11 protein-coding genes are annotated in these 18,068 nt (G+C 58.1%); 2 read left to right on the top strand and 9 right to left on the bottom strand.

Going from position 1 to position 18,068, the window contains the following annotated elements; all coding sequences use genetic code 11:
* Positions 1 to 6: 6 nt before the first annotated feature.
* Entirely contained in the window at positions 7 to 1,686 is a 1,680-nt protein-coding gene (locus B2P82_RS08050) for a tetratricopeptide repeat protein (protein WP_290496321.1), read from the bottom strand.
* 129 nt (positions 1,687 to 1,815) lie between these two features.
* A complete protein-coding gene (locus B2P82_RS08045) occupies positions 1,816 to 3,021 on the bottom strand; it encodes an N-acetylmuramoyl-L-alanine amidase family protein (protein WP_290496319.1) in 1,206 nt (401 codons plus the stop codon).
* A 412-nt stretch (positions 3,022 to 3,433) separates the two neighbouring features.
* On the opposite strand from B2P82_RS08045, the gene B2P82_RS08040 reads away from it, so the two are divergent.
* On the top strand, positions 3,434 to 5,995 hold the full coding sequence (locus tag B2P82_RS08040; protein WP_290496317.1) for an Rne/Rng family ribonuclease: 2,562 nt from the start codon (positions 3,434 to 3,436) through the stop codon (positions 5,993 to 5,995).
* Positions 5,996 to 6,092: 97 nt separating this feature from the next.
* On the opposite strand, the gene B2P82_RS08035 is transcribed toward B2P82_RS08040, so the two are convergent.
* The 7 genes from B2P82_RS08035 to B2P82_RS08005 all read right to left on the bottom strand — a co-directional run bounded on the left by B2P82_RS08035 (position 6,093) and on the right by B2P82_RS08005 (position 14,470).
* Positions 6,093 to 6,644, bottom strand: a complete 552-nt coding sequence (locus B2P82_RS08035; protein WP_290496316.1) for a hypothetical protein — start codon at positions 6,642 to 6,644, stop codon at positions 6,093 to 6,095.
* A 159-nt stretch (positions 6,645 to 6,803) separates the two neighbouring features.
* Positions 6,804 to 9,038, bottom strand: coding sequence for a 3-hydroxyacyl-CoA dehydrogenase NAD-binding domain-containing protein (locus B2P82_RS08030; protein ID WP_290496315.1), 2,235 nt, complete (start codon positions 9,036 to 9,038; stop codon positions 6,804 to 6,806).
* Between the two features lie 29 nt (positions 9,039 to 9,067).
* Positions 9,068 to 10,273 (bottom strand): acetyl-CoA C-acetyltransferase, encoded by a 1,206-nt coding sequence (locus B2P82_RS08025; RefSeq protein WP_290496312.1) that lies wholly within the window; start codon positions 10,271 to 10,273, stop codon positions 9,068 to 9,070.
* 26 nt (positions 10,274 to 10,299) lie between these two features.
* A complete protein-coding gene (locus B2P82_RS08020; RefSeq protein WP_290496311.1) occupies positions 10,300 to 10,728 on the bottom strand; it encodes a PaaI family thioesterase in 429 nt (142 codons plus the stop codon).
* A gap of 6 nt (positions 10,729 to 10,734) precedes the next feature.
* Positions 10,735 to 11,901: an acyl-CoA dehydrogenase family protein gene (locus tag B2P82_RS08015; RefSeq protein WP_290496310.1), complete on the bottom strand. Its 1,167-nt coding sequence runs from the start codon at positions 11,899 to 11,901 to the stop codon at positions 10,735 to 10,737.
* 186 nt (positions 11,902 to 12,087) lie between these two features.
* Entirely contained in the window at positions 12,088 to 13,872 is a 1,785-nt protein-coding gene (locus B2P82_RS08010; protein WP_290496308.1) for an acyl-CoA dehydrogenase C-terminal domain-containing protein, read from the bottom strand.
* Positions 13,873 to 13,987: 115 nt separating this feature from the next.
* Complete coding sequence (locus B2P82_RS08005; protein WP_233347663.1) at positions 13,988 to 14,470, bottom strand: MerR family transcriptional regulator; 483 nt, start codon at positions 14,468 to 14,470, stop codon at positions 13,988 to 13,990.
* 220 nt (positions 14,471 to 14,690) lie between these two features.
* Between B2P82_RS08005 and B2P82_RS08000 the strand changes: the two genes are divergently transcribed.
* Positions 14,691 to 18,068 (top strand): peptidoglycan-binding protein, encoded by a 3,378-nt coding sequence (locus tag B2P82_RS08000; protein ID WP_290496306.1) that lies wholly within the window; start codon positions 14,691 to 14,693, stop codon positions 18,066 to 18,068.

Raw genomic sequence — 18,068 nt, 5'->3', positions numbered from 1 at the left:
CAGCGACTAGGGACGAACAGGCTTGGGAAGTTGCGCGCCTGCACCAGTTTCAGCCTGTTTGACCAATGGCACGTTCGGACCGGCGACCAGCTTGGCCTCAATTCGGTCGCGCTCGCCATCCGCAGGATCGAGTGTCAACGAACGCCGCCACTGGAATCGCGCCTCAAGCTTGCGGCCGGTCTGCCAATAGGCGTCACCCAAATGATCGTTCAGAACAGGATCGCCAGGCTCAAGCTCGACTGCGCGTTCCAGATGCTGCGTAGCAGTCTCGTAATCCCCCAGCCGGTAGTGCGCCCAGCCAAGGCTGTCGATGATGTAGCCTTCATTTGGCTCCATCTCCGCAGCCCGTCGGATCATATCCATGGCGAAGTCGAGGTGCTCACCCCGATCAACATAGGAATAGCCGACATAATTCAGCAGTGATGCGTCGTCCGGCTGCAGAGCCAAAGCCTTCAGCAAGTCGCGCTCACCTTCGGGCCAGTCGCCGAGCTCTCCACGTGATACACCGCGCGCATAGAACAATCGCCAGTCCTCACGCTTGTGGCTTGCATCATCGCGGATGATCTCTGTCAGCAAGGCCTCTGCCTGTTCCTGTCTCCCAACAGCGCGATAGAGGTCTGCAATCTGGATCTGCAAGCCCCTGTCCGGAGAATGGTCCAGGGCCTCGGCGGCAACGGCGAGGGCAGACTGACTGCGTCCACTGCGCTGCAGGGCCCAGGCGATCTGCCCCCGCGAAGTAGCATAGAAAGCTGACGTTTCAGGCACACGCGCCAGCACGCCAATGGCTTCGTCCCAGCGTTCCGCATTCGAGAGAGATTGTGCCCAGAGGGATCGCGCAACGTGAAGCTCCGGATCAAGTGCCAGCGCCAGCACGAAGTATACGGCTGAGACATCATCGCTTGTCTGGCTCATCAAAGCGGCCGCCGGAACATAGATGGCAAGCGCGGCCCCCTCATCCGGGGTCAGCCTCCGAACCTTGATCTTGTCGCCCGATGCAATCGCCTGGCTCAGGCGCGCAATAGAGGCGTTATGGCCAACTTGTTCGTCAAACGTATTCAGAATTTCCAACGCCCTGTCACGTTGGCCACGGGAGGCCAACAACTGGGCGTGTGCTTCCACACCAACGGCAAGGCGGGCGCTCGAATCCCACAGCGTGTCAAAAACCGACAGCGCGGCATCATCATTACCGGCCGACATCTCGATCAGCCCCATCATGTAGAGCGTTGCGCTGTCCAGCCGTGGATCGCCAGACAGGCCATCTTCGAGATACCGGACGGCTGCATCCGTCCCTTGTGTATCAACTACGCGCCAAGCCGACAGTCCGCGCGCAATCATGCGGTTGAACGGCCCGAAACGAGACTGCTCCAGCATTTGCTTCGCGTCATCTTCCCGACCGACCCGAAGAGCTTCCACAGCCAGGGTCAATCTAACGAGAGCGGCCTCGCTGCCGAGGGTGTTTGCCCGCTTCGCCACCCGCACGCCTTCGCGATAATCGCCAGACAGAAGCGACGCAAACAAGGCGCGATCAGCAATACCAGATTTCTCCGGTGCAGAATCAATCGCCAGAGCGTAATGCTCGGCCGCCTTTTGGGGATCATTGGTCATCGCCGCAAAGCGCGCGATCAGAAAATCGCTGTACGCCTCGGCCTCAGTCGGACGACCATTGTGGACGAGCGAAGAATCCAAATGGCTCAATCCACCACTTGAACACGACGCTGACAGCGCCAGAAGCGACGACGCCACAAGAAAACGCAACAATATCATAGGAGGCAACTTCTCAGTAACGGTGCGCCGCTGCAAGGGATTTCCCCCGCTCTAGCCCTGTCCCGCCAACAGAATGTCCTGCTTGTCAAAAAAGCGGTCGATGCCGCGCTTGACCGCCGACATGGCATTGCGCAGGTCGCGGTCGGACTGCAGGCGCTTTGCGTCGGCCCGGTTCGTCACGAAGCCCATTTCCAGAAGCACCGCCGGAACATCCGGCGCCAGCAAAACATAGAAGCCTGCCTCGCGGTGTGTATTGCGCAGCACAGGGCCGGACTTCTCCAGTTCCGGCAGAAGCATTTCCGCAAATTCAGACGAGTGCGTCTTGGTTTCGCGCTTTACGAGATCTTCGAGGATGCCACTGACACGTTGCGGGGCGCCGTCCTCGAGCGGAATGCGCCAATTGTTGCGATTGGCTTCCTTGTCGATCCGGCGCTCACCACTCGCGCTGATCGTATAGACGGATGCGCCGGCAACTTCGCGACTCGCCGCAGCGTCCGCATGTAAGGAAATGAACAGGTCAGCGCCCCAATCGCGCGCCATGCTGACGCGCACCTCATGGTCGACATAGACATCCGTGTCGCGTGTCAGCCGCACCGTATAGCGGGGGTCCGCCTGAAGGATATTCTTGAGTGCGAGTGCCGCCCGCAAGGTGATGTCCTTTTCCACACCGCCTGTAATAGCCATGGCACCCGGGTCCTTACCACCATGCCCCGCATCGATAACAACCGTGTAGGATTGGTTTGCGACGCGCTGGGACGCTGGCAACGGAGCATCAGGTCTCATTGATGCGAGTTCAATTGCGAGTTCTTCCTTGCGCTTTTTGGCCTGATAGGAGGCAAGCTTGCGCATATCTTTCTTCGCCACGCTGCTGAAGCGCGCGGCCGACACGGTCTGAAGGTCAACGATTACCCGGTAGGATGGCTCGTTGCCCGCAGGTGGCAGGGACAAGGTCCGCGCGACCATCAACGGGCGCTCAAGCGCAAAGCTGAGCGTTCCCTCGGAGAGCGCCCAGGTGGCAACACCACCACCCCCATCACCCACAGCAGGGGTCACTGGCCCATCAACTGGCAGCACGAGGCTGCGAGCGTTTCCCGATTCGGCAAGGAAGGCGCGACCTTCCTGCTCGGAATCTGCCCACACGGTGATTCGAGTCGGCTCTCCATTGCCAACAACCTGCACCCGGCTGACATCGGCGGATGCGGCAAAACCCGCACCCAGACAGGCCATCACAAGGCAAACAAAGCGTAAAATAGTCATCAGGATCGCATGTATTCCAGATTCGAAGGTTTTCCCTACCAGACCGATTATTAACCCAGCATTGACCACAGGTTACGTATTACACAGCCTCAGCGCCCTTTTTGGTCTTTTCTTGACGGTCAAAATTGGGCAGTATCATCCGGTAGCCGCCAATCAGGCCTACCAAGCAAGTTTCCCAACGTCGCGACAGCGATCCCGGCTTCACCGAAAAGGCAAGCGGGCGCCGCGCTCCGGAAAGCAGAGAAGATGTACGCGGGTGCAGTAGTCAAAACCGATTTTCCTGTACTGCCCATGGGGCAGTCGGGTCGGCGTGACCGTATCCTCCCCCTAAATTTACAGACCGGCCCTGCGGCTGGCTTGAGGTGCGTTGACGCATCCAAAGCTGCTGCGCCGGCTCATAAGGTTCCTTTACATGAGCAAACTCATGCTAATCGACGCCTCGCACACGGAAGAGACCCGTGTTGCGATCGTCAACAATGGTCAGGTCGACGACTTTGACTTTGAAACAACTGGCAACGAACAACTCCGCGGAAACATCTACCTCGCAAAAGTAACGCGTGTAGAGCCGTCGCTTCAGGCGGCATTCGTTGAGTATGGCGGCAATCGCCACGGTTTCCTGGCTTTCAGCGAAATCCACCCCGACTATTACCAGCTGCCCGCGGAAGACCGCGAAGCCCTGCTGAAGGAAGCAGCCGAAGAGGCCGCTGCCCAGATCGAAGACGACGATGATGAAGATGGCGATGCAGTCGACATCGACGATGAAGACGACGTCGACAACGATGCAAGCGACGATGACTCTGACGAGTCGGAAGACTCCACCGATAATGAAAGCGGTGAAGCCAAGGCTGACGCCGCACCCCGCCGGAAGAAATCAAGCCGCGCCTCGATCTCCAAGCGCTACAAGATCCAGGAAGTCATCCGCCGCCGCCAGGTGATGCTGGTCCAGGTCGTGAAGGAAGAACGTGGGAACAAGGGCGCCGCCCTGACCACCTATCTCTCCCTCGCTGGCCGCTACTCTGTCCTGATGCCGAACACGCCGCGCGGCGGTGGCATTTCCCGCAAAATCGTCAATGGCGCGGACCGCAAGCGCTTGAAATCCATCGTCTCCGAGTTGGATGTGCCGGACGGCATGGGCCTGATCGTGCGGACCGCAGGCGCCAAGCGCACCAAGGCCGAGATCAAGCGTGACTATGAATACCTTTCCAAGCTTTGGGAAAACATTGTCGAGAAGACACTGACATCAGAAGCTCCAATGCTGATCAATGCCGAGGGCGGTCTCGTCCACCGGGCAATGCGCGACATGTTCGACAAGGATATCGAGGAGGTCCTTGTTCATGGTGAAGAGGCCTATCGCGAAGCGAAGGATCTCGCCAAGCTCATCATGCCGAGCCAGTCCAAGAAGGTTCAGCAATGGAAAGAGGAAGACCCGCTTTTCGTGGCCGAAGCGGTCGAGCAGCAGCTCGATTCCATCTACTCCCCCACCGTCCAACTGAAATCCGGCGGCTATCTCGTCATCAACCAGACCGAAGCCCTGGTTGCGATCGATGTGAACTCCGGCAAGTCGACACGTGAGCGCAACATTGAGCAGACGGCTGTGCGGACGAACCTCGAGGCAGCTGAGGAAGCCTGCCGCCAGATGCGCCTGCGCGACCTGGCTGGTCTCATCGTGATCGATTTCATCGACATGGACGAGAACAAGAACAATCGCGCCGTCGAGAAAAAGCTGAAGGATCACCTCAAGGTGGACCGGGCCCGCGTCCAGCATGGTCGCATCTCGCAGTTCGGCCTGATGGAAATCTCACGCCAGCGTCGCCGTCAGGGCGTGCTGCAGGCAACCTCCGATCCGTGCGAAGCGTGTAACGGCACTGGCCGTCGCCGCTCTATCCCGTCGGCGGCACTTCAGCTGATCCGGGCCATCGAGGCCCGCGCCTCCATGGGCGGCCTGAAAGCCATTTCCGTGAAGGCTCCGACCGATGTCGCGCTCTACCTGCTAAACAACAAGCGCGAAGCGCTGGTCGAAGTCGAACAGGTGGCCGGCTTTGCTGTCTCGATTCACTCGTCAGAAGACATGCTGCCAGGCGATTTCGTGATCGATGCAGAGCGCGACCCGAACGGAAAGCCGAAGAAGCGCAAGCCACCACGCTCGCTCGCCAAGCCGAGCAAGCAAATCGTCAGTGATGACGAGGATGAAGATGACGAGAGCGAAGACGACACGTCCGAAGCCTTTGCTGATCAAGATGACGAATCCACAGGCACCCGCCGCAAGCGCCGTCGGCGCCGAGGCGGTCGTGGCCGCAAACAAGAGGCAGCTGAGTCGCAAGACGATGAATCCCGGCTCGACGGCGAGGACGCCGAGGATGACGGCGATGACACCGCCGAGGCCGCGTCAGACAGTGACGACGATTCAGAGGATGGCGCCCCTCGCAAGCGCCGCCGCCGAGGCCGTCGCGGAGGTCGTCGGCGGCGCCGGTCTTCAGACACCCGCAACGAGGCAGCCGATGGAGCGCCAACAGATGGCGGCGCCTATCTGGACGGCCTCGCTGCGAGCGCTCCGGAAATGCTGGACGATGTTCCGCCGTCCGAGGCCAAAGTAGAGGAGCCGGTAGCGGCAGAAGCTGAAACTGCTCCGGACGAACCGAAGACGGAAGAGACTTCTGGTGACAGTGAGGAAAAGCCGGCGAAGACGAAGCGTCCCCGCCGATCCCGCAGCAAGAAGAAGGAAGCCCCTGTGGCAGCCGACACCGGCGATGCACCAGAGACCAACGATCCTGTTGAAGCTGAACCCACTCCAGCATCCAAGCCTGCTTCAGAGCCAGAGCCTGTTGCAGAAACGCCAGCCCCGGAGCCTAAGCCTGAAGTGGCGCCCGCCATGGTCGAACAGGCTGCGCCAGACCCCACTCCTGAGCCTGCCGCAAAGCCCTCCAAGAAGGCCGAGCCAAAACGCGCCGGCTGGTGGTCCCGCGCCAAGCGGTAAGACGGCTAGTATGGCTGGCGAAAACACAAAAGGGCCGGAGCAACGATGCTCCGGCCCTCTACGTTTCAAGCTCATACAAAGTAGACGAACCGGAACTCTATTCCGCGACCAACCCTGCGAACTGGGGGTCAGCTACTGCCTTACCTATCAGCTCTTGCACGGCTGGCGTAAAAGCATCAATCACGTTCTGGCAAGCTTTGAGCGCCGAGTAGCTCGTTTTGAAGCTATAGTCCGTAGATACTTCATAGCCATCGGGCGCAGCTTCAGACGAAAGCTTGAGCCCAATCTTCCAGGACCCAGTCCCAAATGAGTTGAAATCCAACTGCGTGATTTCACCATCGATTGTTGTTCCGTTGGACTGATCGTAAACTCCGGCGGCAAAGAGTTCGTCTCGCATCGCGCCCTCAATAAAGGCAACCGGCGCTTTTCCAGGAGCTACTTCCAAAGCGCCGAGCGCTCGGCAAGTCATATCGCCTTCAACGCCCTCTGCGGTAGTAAACGCCGCCAACTGGACCTTTTGCTCATCGTCCTCAAATGCGGATTGAAACGCCATGATGTTCGCAGTCGACGGCGTATACGGACGGCTGGACGTTGTTTCGCAAGCGCCCAACGTTAGAGCGGCCACAACAACCGCTACATACTTCAGCATAGAATTCTCCCCAAATTTCCCCGTGACCCAAGTTGATCACAGAACCACATTTCCCGCATTGGTTGCTAGGGTCAACAACAAAAAAAGGCCGGTCTTGAAATAATCACGACCGGCCTCCAAATGTTCGATTAAAGCGAAAAAATATTCACATTCGAGTATTTACGCCGCAGCTTTCTCGGCTTTACCGGCTGGCGGAAAGCGGTCGTAGAAGCCTTCGCCCTTGGATGCCATGTCGCGGAGCAGGTCGCCCGGACGGAACCGGTCACCATACTTGTCGGCGAGCTTATCGGCCTCGGCGACGAATTCCTTGATGCCCCACATCAGGTCGATATAGGAACAGCAACCGCCCGTATACGGTGCAAAGCCCCAGGCGAGGATGGAGCCAATGTCGGCATCGCGCGCATCGGTGATAACACCCTCTTCAAAGCAACGGGCAACTTCCACAGCCTGACGGATCAGGAAGCGGTTGGTCAGCTCTTTCTTTAGGTCTGGTGGGCATTCGTCCACCTTCACTTCCAGCTGCGTGTTCAGGTCTGGCCAGAGGCGTTCCGGCTTGCCCTTTTCGTTGTAGTCGTAGAAGCCCTTGCCAGCCTTGCGGCCCACACGCTCCTGGTCCTCGACGAGCCAGGCGAGGAACTGCGTCCGGTCATCCGTCTGCAGATCGATACCAGCTGCCTCAGCGGTTGCCCGCGTCACTTTCAGGGCTGTGTCGAGGCCAACCGAATCGGAAACTTCCAGCGGGCCCATCGGCATGCCGGACTGTCGGCCGACATTCTCGATGATCGCTGGCTTGATGCCTTCTGCCAGCATTTCCATGCCCTCGCGTGTATAAGTGCCGAAGCAACGGGAGGTATAGAAGCCGCGACTATCATTGACGGCAATCGGCGTCTTGCGGATGGCGAGCACATAATCGACCGCCTTGGCGAGGGTCGCTTCGCTGGTCTTTTCACCGCTGATGATTTCGACAAGCCCCATGCGCTCGACCGGCGAGAAGAAGTGGATGCCGATAAAGTTCTCAGGGCGCTCCGATGCTTCAGCCAAGCCTGTAATCGGCAATGTGGATGTGTTTGATCCGAAGACAGCATCCTTGTCGAGAACAGCTTCAGCCATCTTGGTGATCTTGGCTTTCAGTTCGACATTCTCGAACACGGCCTCGATGACCAGGTCAGCGCCTTTGACATCATCATAATTGTCGGTCGTCGTGATCAGGTCGAGCAGTGCGTCACCCTTCTCCTGTGTGGACTTGCCACGCGAGACGGCCTTTTCGACGAGACGGCGGGAATAGTCCTTACCCTTCTCGGCATTCTCTTTCGAGACATCGACGAGAACAGTCGGGATACCAGCCTTGGCCTGCACATAGGCAATGCCCGCGCCCATCAGGCCCGCACCGACGACAGCGATCTTCTTGAATTCGGTCTTCGGATGACCGGCCGGGCGGTTGCCGCCCTTGGACAGTTCCTGCATCGACAGGAACAGGGACCGGATCATGGCTTTCGCTTCCGGGCGCTGCTGGGTGTTGATGAAGTAGCGGGTCTCGATCCGGAGACCTGCATCGATCGGCACCTGAATGCCTTCATAGATGCAGGACAGGATGTTCTTCTGGGCCGGATAGTTGCCATAGGTCTTGGCCATCAGCATGGCATTGGACATGGTCGCGACCTGGCCCGCACCGGGGCTACGATGCACGACGCCGCCCGGAACCTTGAAGCCCTTTTCGTCCCAAGGTGCCTGCGCCTTCGGATTGGCCTTGACCCAGGCCTTCGCCTTGTCGACCGTTTCGGACGATGGGGCGAGTTCCTGAACGACACCCATGGCGAGCGCCTTCTCGGCATTGAAGCTTTCACCTTGCAGGATCAGTGGCAGAGCGGCCTGAACGCCGATCAGGCGTGGCAGGCGCTGGGTGCCGCCAGCGCCTGGCAGGAGGCCGATCTTGGCTTCCGGCAGGCCGAATTGCAGCTTCGGATTGTCATTCGCCGCAACGCGATAATGACAGGCCAGCGCCACTTCGAGACCGCCGCCGAGGGCGAGGCCATTCAGCGCAACGGCCACCGGCTTGCCGCAGGTTTCCAGTTCGCGCAGCGTCTTGTTGAGCGAAAAGCCGCGATCGAATTGCGCCTTTTTCAGCTCTGCTTCGGACATGTCCGCAGACGACTTTCCGGCGCCAGCGCTCTGGTTCATTTCACCAAGATCCGCCCCGGCGCAAAAGCCGCTCGGCTTGCCCGACGAGATCACCAGGCCCTTGATGGCGTCATTGGACGCGACTTCCTTGGAGATTGCGATGATATCAGCGACAGCTTTTGCCGTCAGCGTGTTCATGCTGCGGCCTGGCACATCAAAGACTGCGTGCGCAATGCCGTCACCATCGACGTCCCAACCGAATGTTTCGAGTTCCATATCGTGTATTCCGTTCGTCTGTATCTTGATTAAACGCGTTCGATGATCGTGGCGGTGCCCATGCCGGCGCCGACGCAGAGGGTGACAAGGGCGGTTTCCTTGCCGGAGCGCTCCAATTCGTCGACCATCGTGCCAAGGATCATGCCGCCGGTCGCGCCGAGCGGGTGGCCCATAGCGATGGCGCCGCCATTCACGTTCATCTTTTCATGCGGGATGTTGAGGTTCTGCATCATCAGCAGGACGACCGATGCGAAGGCTTCATTCAGTTCGTACAGGTCGATGTCACTGGCTTCCATGCCGGCCTTCTTAAGGACCTTCTGGGACACATAGGTCGGGCCGGTCAGCATGATGCCCGGCTCGGAACCGATGGACGCCATCGCGCGGATGCGTGCGCGCGGCTTGAGGCCGAACTTCTCGCCCATTTCCTTCGAGCCGAACAGGACCGCTGAAGCACCATCCACGATACCGGACGAGTTACCGGCATGGTGCACATGATTGATCGCTTCCAGTTCCGGATAGCGCTGCTTGATGACTTCATCGAAGCCCATCGCGCCCATGCCAGCGAAAGACGGGTTCAGTGCGGCGAGCGACTGCATGTCAGCGTCCGGGCGCATGTGCTCGTCATGTGCCAGCTGGATGCCGCCCATCTGATCTTTTACCGGAACAATGGACTTGGCAAAACGGCCCTCTTTCCAGGCAGCTGCTGCACGCTTCTGGCTTTCGACGGCAAACGCATCAACGTCATCACGCGAGAAACCATACTTGGTGGCGATCGTGTCAGCGCCGATGCCCTGTGGCGCAAAATATGTTTTCAAGGCAACTTGCGGATCAGACGACCACGCACCACCGGACGCGCCCATTGGCACGCGGCTCATGCTTTCAACACCGCCGCCGATGGCCATATCTGCCTCGCCGGTCATGACTTTGGACGCGGCCATGTTACAGGCCTCGAGGCCGGAGGCGCAGAAGCGATCAACCTGAACGCCTGCAGTGGTTTCGGCGTAGTCGGCGTTCAGTACAGCAACGCGCGCAATATCTGCGCCCTGCTCGCCAACCGGGCTGACACAACCAAGAACCACGTCATCGACATTCGATGTATCGAGTTCGTTCCGGTCACGGATGGCTTGCAAAACCTGGGTCGCAAGGCTCAGCGCAGTGATCTCATGCAGTGATCCGCTTTTCTTGCCTTTACCGCGGGGCGTGCGCACCGCGTCGTAGATATAGGCTTCAGTCATTGGAGAGGCTCCTTCTAAACGTAAAATCAGGTTACCGGTTTCAATACCGGATTGAGGGTCAGGCTCGCGGTGGAACGGGCAGCTTCCTTGCCGCGGGAATCAAACAGTTCGGCTTCCGCGAACAACATGGCACGGCCGACATTTCTCAGACGCGCTGTAACTTCGATGACGCCCTTCCGGACTGGGCGTAGAAAATGGGTGTGCAAATCAACCGTCGAAGGCAGCTTCGTCTTGCCCGCCTTCATTCCGGCGAGCATGCCAATCGTATCATCCATCATGGCGACAAGATAGCCGCCCTGGATAACGCCTGCCGGATTGCAGAACTCCGGGCGGCCTTCAAAGCGCACCCGGGTTGTCAGCGCTTTCATGTCGAGCGCCAAGAGTGCAAAGCCAAGCGATGTCGAGGACGGGCTCGGCGTAGGGAAGACATCACGAATGAGATGACTGTCAGGCATTGGAAACTAGAGCGTCCTCGCGATTAGCATTTTCATGACTTCGTTGGCGCCGCCATAGATACGCTGAACGCGTGCGTCTGCATACATCTGAGCGATGGGATATTCGTCCATATAGCCGAACCCGCCATGCAACTGCAGGCACTCATCAATGATCTTGCACTGCAAGTCAGAGATCCAGTATTTCGACATTGATGCGGTCGAGGCATCGAGCTCTTCCTTGAGCAGGCGCTCCGTACAATGATCGGCAAACACTTTGGCGACGGTCGCTTCGGTCTTGCATTCCGCCAGTTTGAACTGCGTATTTTGGAAATCGAAAATCGTACCGCCGAACGCCTTGCGGCCCTTCACATATTCGACGGTCTCGTGAATTGCACGCTCAATCATGCCGACGCCCTGAAGGCCGATTATGTGGCGCTCCTGCGGCAGTTTCTGCATCAGCTGGATGAAGCCCTTGCCCTCGACTTCGCCAAGAAGGTTGGAAGCTGGCACACGCACTTCATCGAAGAACAGCTCCGATGTATCCGCAGCATGCTGGCCAACCTTTTCAAGGTTCCGGCCGCGGCGGAAGCCTTCCAGCTTGTCTGTCTCGACAACGGCAATCGAAATGCCCTTGGCGCCCTGGGTCGGGTCCGTCTTCACGCAAACGAGGATCAGGTTTGCGGTCTGGCCATTCGAGATGAAGGTCTTCGAGCCGTTGATGACATATTCGTCGCCATCGCGCTTGGCGGTCGTTTTCATGCCCTGCAGGTCAGAGCCTGCACCGGGCTCCGTCATCGCAATGGCGGTTACGAGTTCGCCCGAACAAATGCCGGGCAGCCAACGCCGCTTTTGTTCTTCGGTGCCATAGGCGACGATATAGGGTGCAATAATCGCATTGTGCAGGGTTATGCCGAATCCGTCGACACCCTTCCACTGCTGTTGTTCGATGATGATGGCTTCATGACGGAAATCACCACCCGCGCCGCCATATTCTTCGGGCACGGATGCGCCGAGCAGGCCCATTTCGCCAGCCTTTTTCCAGATTTCCATCGGAACAATACCGTTCTTGCGCCACTGGGGCACATGCGGCACGCATTCCTTTTCGAAGAACTGGCCAACAGCGTCAGAGAAAATCTCGAGCTCTTCGTCCTGGCGCCAATTGGCCTTCGGGACATCTAGTGGGCTGGCCTGCATTCGTCTTCCTCCGCTATGGGCGGCATTTGCTTGCCGCTTACGTTCACGTAAACATGTAAGCGTCGCTCCGAGGAATTCCCAGCCCTCTCCCAACGTCAGAACGAGCGGAATCGCATAATTTTTTTGTGTGATAGCGCGTGAAACCCACTTATTTGGGCCACGCGCCATCAAAATCGAACTGGCGCTCTAGAACGCTTCCGCTGACAACGCCATCATCGACTTCGCGCCGGTCTTCACCTTGGCCAAGTGTGCAGCACCATCCGGCACCATCCGGTCCAAAAAATAATAGCCGGTTGTGAGCTTCTCTTCATAGAAGGGATCGCCCGCCGCCTTCTTCTCCAGCGCGATCTTGGCCATTTTCGCCCACATGAATGCCAAGCCTGTGAGGCCAAACAGGTGCAGGTAATCGTGGCTGGACGCGCCCGCATTGTTGAAATCGGTCATGCCATTTTGCATCAGCCAGGTTGTGGCCTCTTGCAACTGGGCCTTCAGTGTCGTCAGGCCCTCGATAAACGGGGCCATATCGGCATCGCCATCGGCTGAGTTGATGAATTCGTCAACTTCACCAAAGAAGCTGAAGACAGCCCGGCCACCATTGGACGCCAGCTTGCGGCCAACGAGGTCGAGCGCCTGTACGCCATTGGTGCCTTCGTAAATAAGAGTGATACGGCAATCGCGGACGATCTGCTCCAGACCCCATTCACGCGTAAAGCCAGAGCCGCCGTGAAGTTGCAGCGCCTGATTGGCTTTCTCAAAGCCCATATGGGTCAGGTATGCTTTGATGACCGGCGTCAGAAGGGCCATATAGTCGCCCGCCTTTTCCCGCACTTTTTCATCTGGAGATTTGTGCTGAAGGTCACCCTGGAAGGCCGTCCAGTAAGTAAGCGCGCGCGCGCCTTCGAGGAATGCCTTCTGGTCCATCAACATGCGGCGCACGTCCGGATGAACGATGATCGGATCGGCAGGCTTTTCAGGTGCCTTTGGCCCGGTCAGGGAACGCCCCTGAAGACGGTCCTTCGCAAAATCGACTGCATTCTGATAGGCGACGACGGCTTGGGACAGACCCTGCAGGCCCACGCCGAGGCGCGCCTCATTCATCATGACGAACATGGTGCGCATGCCTTTATGCTCTTCGCCAACAAGAAAACCTGTCGCGCCGTCATAATTCATGACGCAGGTCGCATTCCCGTGAATGCCCATTTTTTCTTCGAGGCCACCGCAGGAACAGGCATTGCGCTCGCCCAGCGAGCCATCTTCGCCCACCATGTATTTCGGTACAACGAACAGGGAAACGCCTTTGATGCCTTCTGGCGCGCCTTCGATGCGGGCGAGCACGAGGTGGATGATGTTCTCCGTCAGATCCTGCTCGCCGCCGGAAATCCAGATCTTCTGGCCTGTGATCTTGTAGGAGCCATCGCCCTGCGGCACGGCTTTTGTTTTCATCAGGCCCAGATCGGTGCCGCAATGCGGCTCGGTGAGGTTCATCGTACCGGCCCATTCGGCGGACGCCATCTTCGGCCCGTACTTGGCCTTGAGTTCATCGGAGCCACCCGCCATCAGCGCCTGATAGGCACCGTGCGTCAGCCCCGGATACATCCCGAACGCCATGTTCGACGATGATACCATTTCAGTCCAAGCAATGTTTACAACGTGCGGAAGCCCCTGACCGCCCATGGACGGATCGGCCGACAACAAAGGCCAACCGTTTTCAACGAGTTGTTTATAAGCTTCTGGAAAGCCATCCGGGGTTTTTACACTGGCGTCATCGCCGCGCACACACCCTTGCTGGTCGCCCACAGCGTTGAGCGGAAACAGGACTTCCTTGGCGAATTTGCCTCCTTCCTCGAGGATGGCATTCACCAGGTCCGGCGTGGCCTCTTCGAAACCCGGCAGGTTTGAATAGTTCTGGATCTGCAACAGGTCCTGCAGGATGAATTGCATGTCGCGGATCGGCGCGTCGTAACGTGGCATTTTGTATTTCCTGTCAATAAAGCACGAAAATCGCAGATATCTGCGGCGCGCTTGTACAAATTAATTTGCCCCACCGTAGCATCTGCTGGGTGGGGCACAATTTGGTCGATGCAGATCAGACTTCGTCGAGCTGCCTGCGGGCAATTTCGTCATATGCCGCAAGCTGTCGCTTGTTCTCATCAGACGGGCCGGTATTCGCAATTTGCGTTTCCAGCCATGAGATCCCCTTGCGCAACTCCGTCAGGGCGGTGTCGATGTCGCCTCTCTGAATTTCCAGCTCCTTCACTTGCTTGCGGAACTTGTCGAGCGACATTCGCATCTGAGCGCGCTGTCCGTCATCGAGCACGTAAAGGTCTAGGATTTCACGGATATCGGCAAGCGGCAGGCCGAGACGCTTTAGCCTCACGATGATGGTGAGCCGCGCGCGATCCCGATTGGAATAGACCCGGGTCATGCCATCCCGAGCGGGATGGAGCATGTCCTTGTCCTCGTAGAAACGCAGCGCCCGCGGCGTAACGCCAAACTCGCGAGCAAGCTCGGAAATTGTGTAGGTGCGGGAATCCGCAGCGGAAATCTTGGAGAGCTTGTTGTTCATCATTCCGCAAATCTAGATCAAGGCTTACGCGAACGTCAACGTAAACTTTTTTGGCATTCTTCGTTTCCCCGCAGATTCCCTTGGTAGAGTTACCGGATTTGGAGGTTTTCTTTACCTTTAACCTGCCCTTAATCCGGCTCCTGTCATCACCGATGCTGAATCTGAATGATTTTGCCCGAAGCATTAACAATCGCGGGCAAAATGAGTGCTTAGGAGAGTGGGGATGAGCCAGACGGGGCCCTGGAGCGTCAAAGGAATTGACCAGCGCGCGCGCGACGCCGCTCGCGAGGCAGCGCATGCTGAAGGCATCACCTTGGGGGAATATCTGAACCGGCTACTTATGTCGGTCGATGCCCCCCGGCCAAACGAAGTTGCGTATCCTTTCCAGAATCGCCGACCAACGGCAAACGCGGCGAACGACACGCTCGACACGTTGACGCGCCGCATTGAGGCAACAGAAGCGCGCTCCACACTTGCCATAACGGGTATGGACCACACGATCCTCGGCCTGGTGGCTCGCCTGGAAGAGGCCGAGCAAAATTCTGCTGCCGTAGCGGGCCATGTGGATAGCCTGATCGAAGAACTGAAGGACACACATTCCGCTTTGCAGGCAAAAGTGCAGAAGCTTGAAGCCGACGACACGACCCGCGAAAATCTCGAAGCGCTGAAATCACTCGAACAGGCGCTAGGCAAACTTGCCAGCCATGTCTTCGAAGAAAGCGAACTGGCTCAGAATGAGGCCCAAGCCATTCAGGGCCGGGTCGAGACAGGCTTCACCGAGCTGACCGACCGCGTTGAAAACATGGAAGTGAAGGTCGAACAGACCCTGTCCGATGCGGCCTCTCGCGTCGAGCGCGCCGTGGACCAAGCAGAGTTGCGCGCCGAGGGCACAGCCCGCGAGCTTGCCGATCGTCTATCCAATCTGGAAACGCATGTGAACTTGCGTCTGTCTGAGGTCGACAAGAGCGATGCGCGTCTGGAAAGTGTCGAGACGAAGATTACGAAATCCCTGGCGACTGTCGAAACCACACTGGCTCAAACACAGGACCGGTTGAACCGAGCAGAAACCACCACGGATGCGGCCCTGCTCAGCCTTGAGTCCACATTCAACAATCTTGACGCCAAGATCGAGACCCTGTCGAAAACGGTCGAGCCTGATTTGGCGGACCGCCTTCGGGCAGAGTTTGAATCGCGCTTCGACGAAATCATGACGACTGTCCGCAGTACCGTCGACACGGCCCGCGCAGAACTGGCCGAAGAAATATCTCGTGCGGCCTCGGGCGCCAGTGAGGAAGCCGTTGCCGAACTTCAGACCGGTCTGAACGAAGTTCGCGAAAAACTGGTCGCAGGCGAAGATCGTCAGACTCAGGACATGAACAAGGTCTCGTCCGAGATCGGACGGATTGGTGACCTGGTCGGCACACGGATGGAAGAATTTGGCGCAAACCTCGACAAGCGGGTCAATGCAAGTGAGCAGCGTAGCGCCGAGGCAATTTCCCAGATTGGGGATCAGGTTGCGACCGTCGCCAACCGCCTGCAAGCGCGCCAGGACAAGGCCCTGCAGACCCTCGCTACCGAGATTGATGAGAACCGCAAGCGCGCAGATCTGAAGCTCTCCGAAGCGATATCAAGTGTCACCGATAAACTCGAGCAGGCGCAAACCCAGACCAGCGCATCCCTCTCGCCAATCCAGAAGGCGATGGCGTCGCTCGCGACGCGATTGAAAATGCTCGAAGACACCGCTGCGCCTTCCAAGTCCGGTGCAGTCGAGCCAACTGATTTGGCAACCATGAATGCGCTGAACGAGACTGATCGCCTGCTCGAAGAATTCCAGGAAGAGGAAGACGCATCGTCTGATCTTCTCTCGGATGAATATGATGCAGTGTTTGAGCCCGGCCTGCCCGAGGACATTGCAGATGACGATACCAGCGACGCATTCCTCACAGACTGGACCGAAACAGAGGAAGTCGAAGAAGTCGAGATAGAAGCTGGGACGAACGCCAAGTCAAATGCTTATGAAGAAGACTACGATCTCGTCGAGGACGAATTCGAAGTTGACGCAGATCCGGACAATGCAGAAGACGATTTCTACGACGCATTCGCCGATGCTGATGAAGCTCCTTCCCCAGTCGGATTTGATGCACTTGCCGAGCTTGAGGACTACGGGGACAATTCTGCCGAGCCACGTGAATCGGATATTTTCGAAGACGATGAATTCGACACGGAAGTCGATCCGGCCGGAGAAACATTCGCCGACCCTGAGTTTACAGAGGCGCTAGAAGACGAGCCTGAGGCCGCCTCGCCGGCTGCGAACTATATCGACATGGCTCGCCGCGCTGCGATTGCGGCGTCGTCGGGTCGCAAGGATTCTTCCCCATCGCTTGCACCTCCAAGTGATCAGGCTGACAAAGGCTTGCGCTTCGGAAACGGAAAGCTCCCACTCTATGCTGCGGCCTCAGCCGTTATCATCACGGGCGCCACTGTGGGCGGGTACCTTTATCTGCGCGGTAAGCAGGCCCCGACTTCGGTAATCGAACTGGCCGCGCCCGTCGATGGGGCGGCTGCGAGTCTAATTGAAACAGAATTGCCACCCGCAGAAGCCGCCGAGTCATCCGATGATGCCCTTCTGTTCGAAGATGATGTCGCGCCGCCAACTGACTTGGAGACTGCGGCCGCAGACAAGAGCGGCGAGGTTGCACCATCTGAAGAGCCATCCGACCCGATGGCTGAACTGATTGAACCAACGCCAATGATCGCGACCGCGCGTATTGAGCCGACCACGAGCTACCCGCCGATCCCGAAAGTCGACACGCTGGCAAATGCCGCAGCATCCGGGAACGGCATCGCGCAATTCCAACTAGCGCAACAGCAGCTTGCCGATGGCAACTTGAAAGGCGGCGCAGTCCTGATGCGGCAGGCCGCAGAGAAGGGCTTGCCAATTGCTCAGTACACGCTTTCAAAATTGCACGAAAAAGGTACGGGTGTACCGAAGGATCTGACACTGGCCCGGGAATGGACGGAACGGGCTGCAAACGGTGGCAACGTGAAAGCAATGCATGACCTTGCCGTCTTCATGGCTGAGGGCGAGGGCGGCGAGCAAACCTATGCCGGTGCCGTTGGATGGTTTCGAAAAGGCGCGGAGTTCGGCATTGTCGATAGCCAATACAATCTCGGCGTACTGTACGAGCAAGGCCTCGGCATCAGCCCAAATCTGACCGAAGCCCTTTACTGGTTCATGGTCGCTGCCAAGAATGGCGACGCAGGCGCACCGGCAAAAGTCATGGAAATTTCCAAGCGCGTCTCACCAGAAGCGGTGAACCATGCCCGTGTACAGTCTGAAGACTGGACCGCCTCCCGCGCCAACGCAGCAGCCAATGGCCGGTTCGGCGCGCAATCATGGAACATCGGGAATGCGGCTCAAGTACGCGCGACACAGCAGGCCCTGACCGTACTTGGCTACAACATTGGCTCCGCCGATGGAGCCCTTGGGCCGGATACAGCGACCGCCATTCGCGACTATCAAACCGCTCAGTCTCTCAACGTGACAGGAACCATCACGCCGGAACTGATCGAAAGTCTGAACGCTCGCGCCAAGTCTTAG

It is taken from the genome of Hyphomonas sp. UBA4494, assembly GCF_002388935.1.
Classification (GTDB): domain Bacteria; phylum Pseudomonadota; class Alphaproteobacteria; order Caulobacterales; family Hyphomonadaceae; genus Hyphomonas.
The sequence above is the reverse complement of the archived record's forward strand: the minus strand, read 5'-3'. Positions and strand labels throughout refer to the sequence as shown.

Bases quoted from the DNA above. Each gene is read 5' to 3' on its own strand.
- B2P82_RS08045 (WP_290496319.1), bottom strand. From the start codon at position 3,021: ATGACTATTTTACGCTTTGTTTGCCTTGTGATGGCCTGTCTGGGTGCG.
- B2P82_RS08040 (WP_290496317.1), top strand. From the start codon at position 3,434: ATGAGCAAACTCATGCTAATCGACGCCTCGCACACGGAAGAGACCCGT.
- B2P82_RS08035 (WP_290496316.1), bottom strand. From the start codon at position 6,644: ATGCTGAAGTATGTAGCGGTTGTTGTGGCCGCTCTAACGTTGGGCGCT.
- B2P82_RS08030 (WP_290496315.1), bottom strand. From the start codon at position 9,038: ATGGAACTCGAAACATTCGGTTGGGACGTCGATGGTGACGGCATTGCG.
- B2P82_RS08025 (WP_290496312.1), bottom strand. From the start codon at position 10,273: ATGACTGAAGCCTATATCTACGACGCGGTGCGCACGCCCCGCGGTAAA.
- B2P82_RS08020 (WP_290496311.1), bottom strand. From the start codon at position 10,728: ATGCCTGACAGTCATCTCATTCGTGATGTCTTCCCTACGCCGAGCCCG.
- B2P82_RS08015 (WP_290496310.1), bottom strand. From the start codon at position 11,901: ATGCAGGCCAGCCCACTAGATGTCCCGAAGGCCAATTGGCGCCAGGAC.
- B2P82_RS08010 (WP_290496308.1), bottom strand. From the start codon at position 13,872: ATGCCACGTTACGACGCGCCGATCCGCGACATGCAATTCATCCTGCAG.
- B2P82_RS08005 (WP_233347663.1), bottom strand. From the start codon at position 14,470: ATGATGAACAACAAGCTCTCCAAGATTTCCGCTGCGGATTCCCGCACC.
- B2P82_RS08000 (WP_290496306.1), top strand. From the start codon at position 14,691: ATGAGCCAGACGGGGCCCTGGAGCGTCAAAGGAATTGACCAGCGCGCG.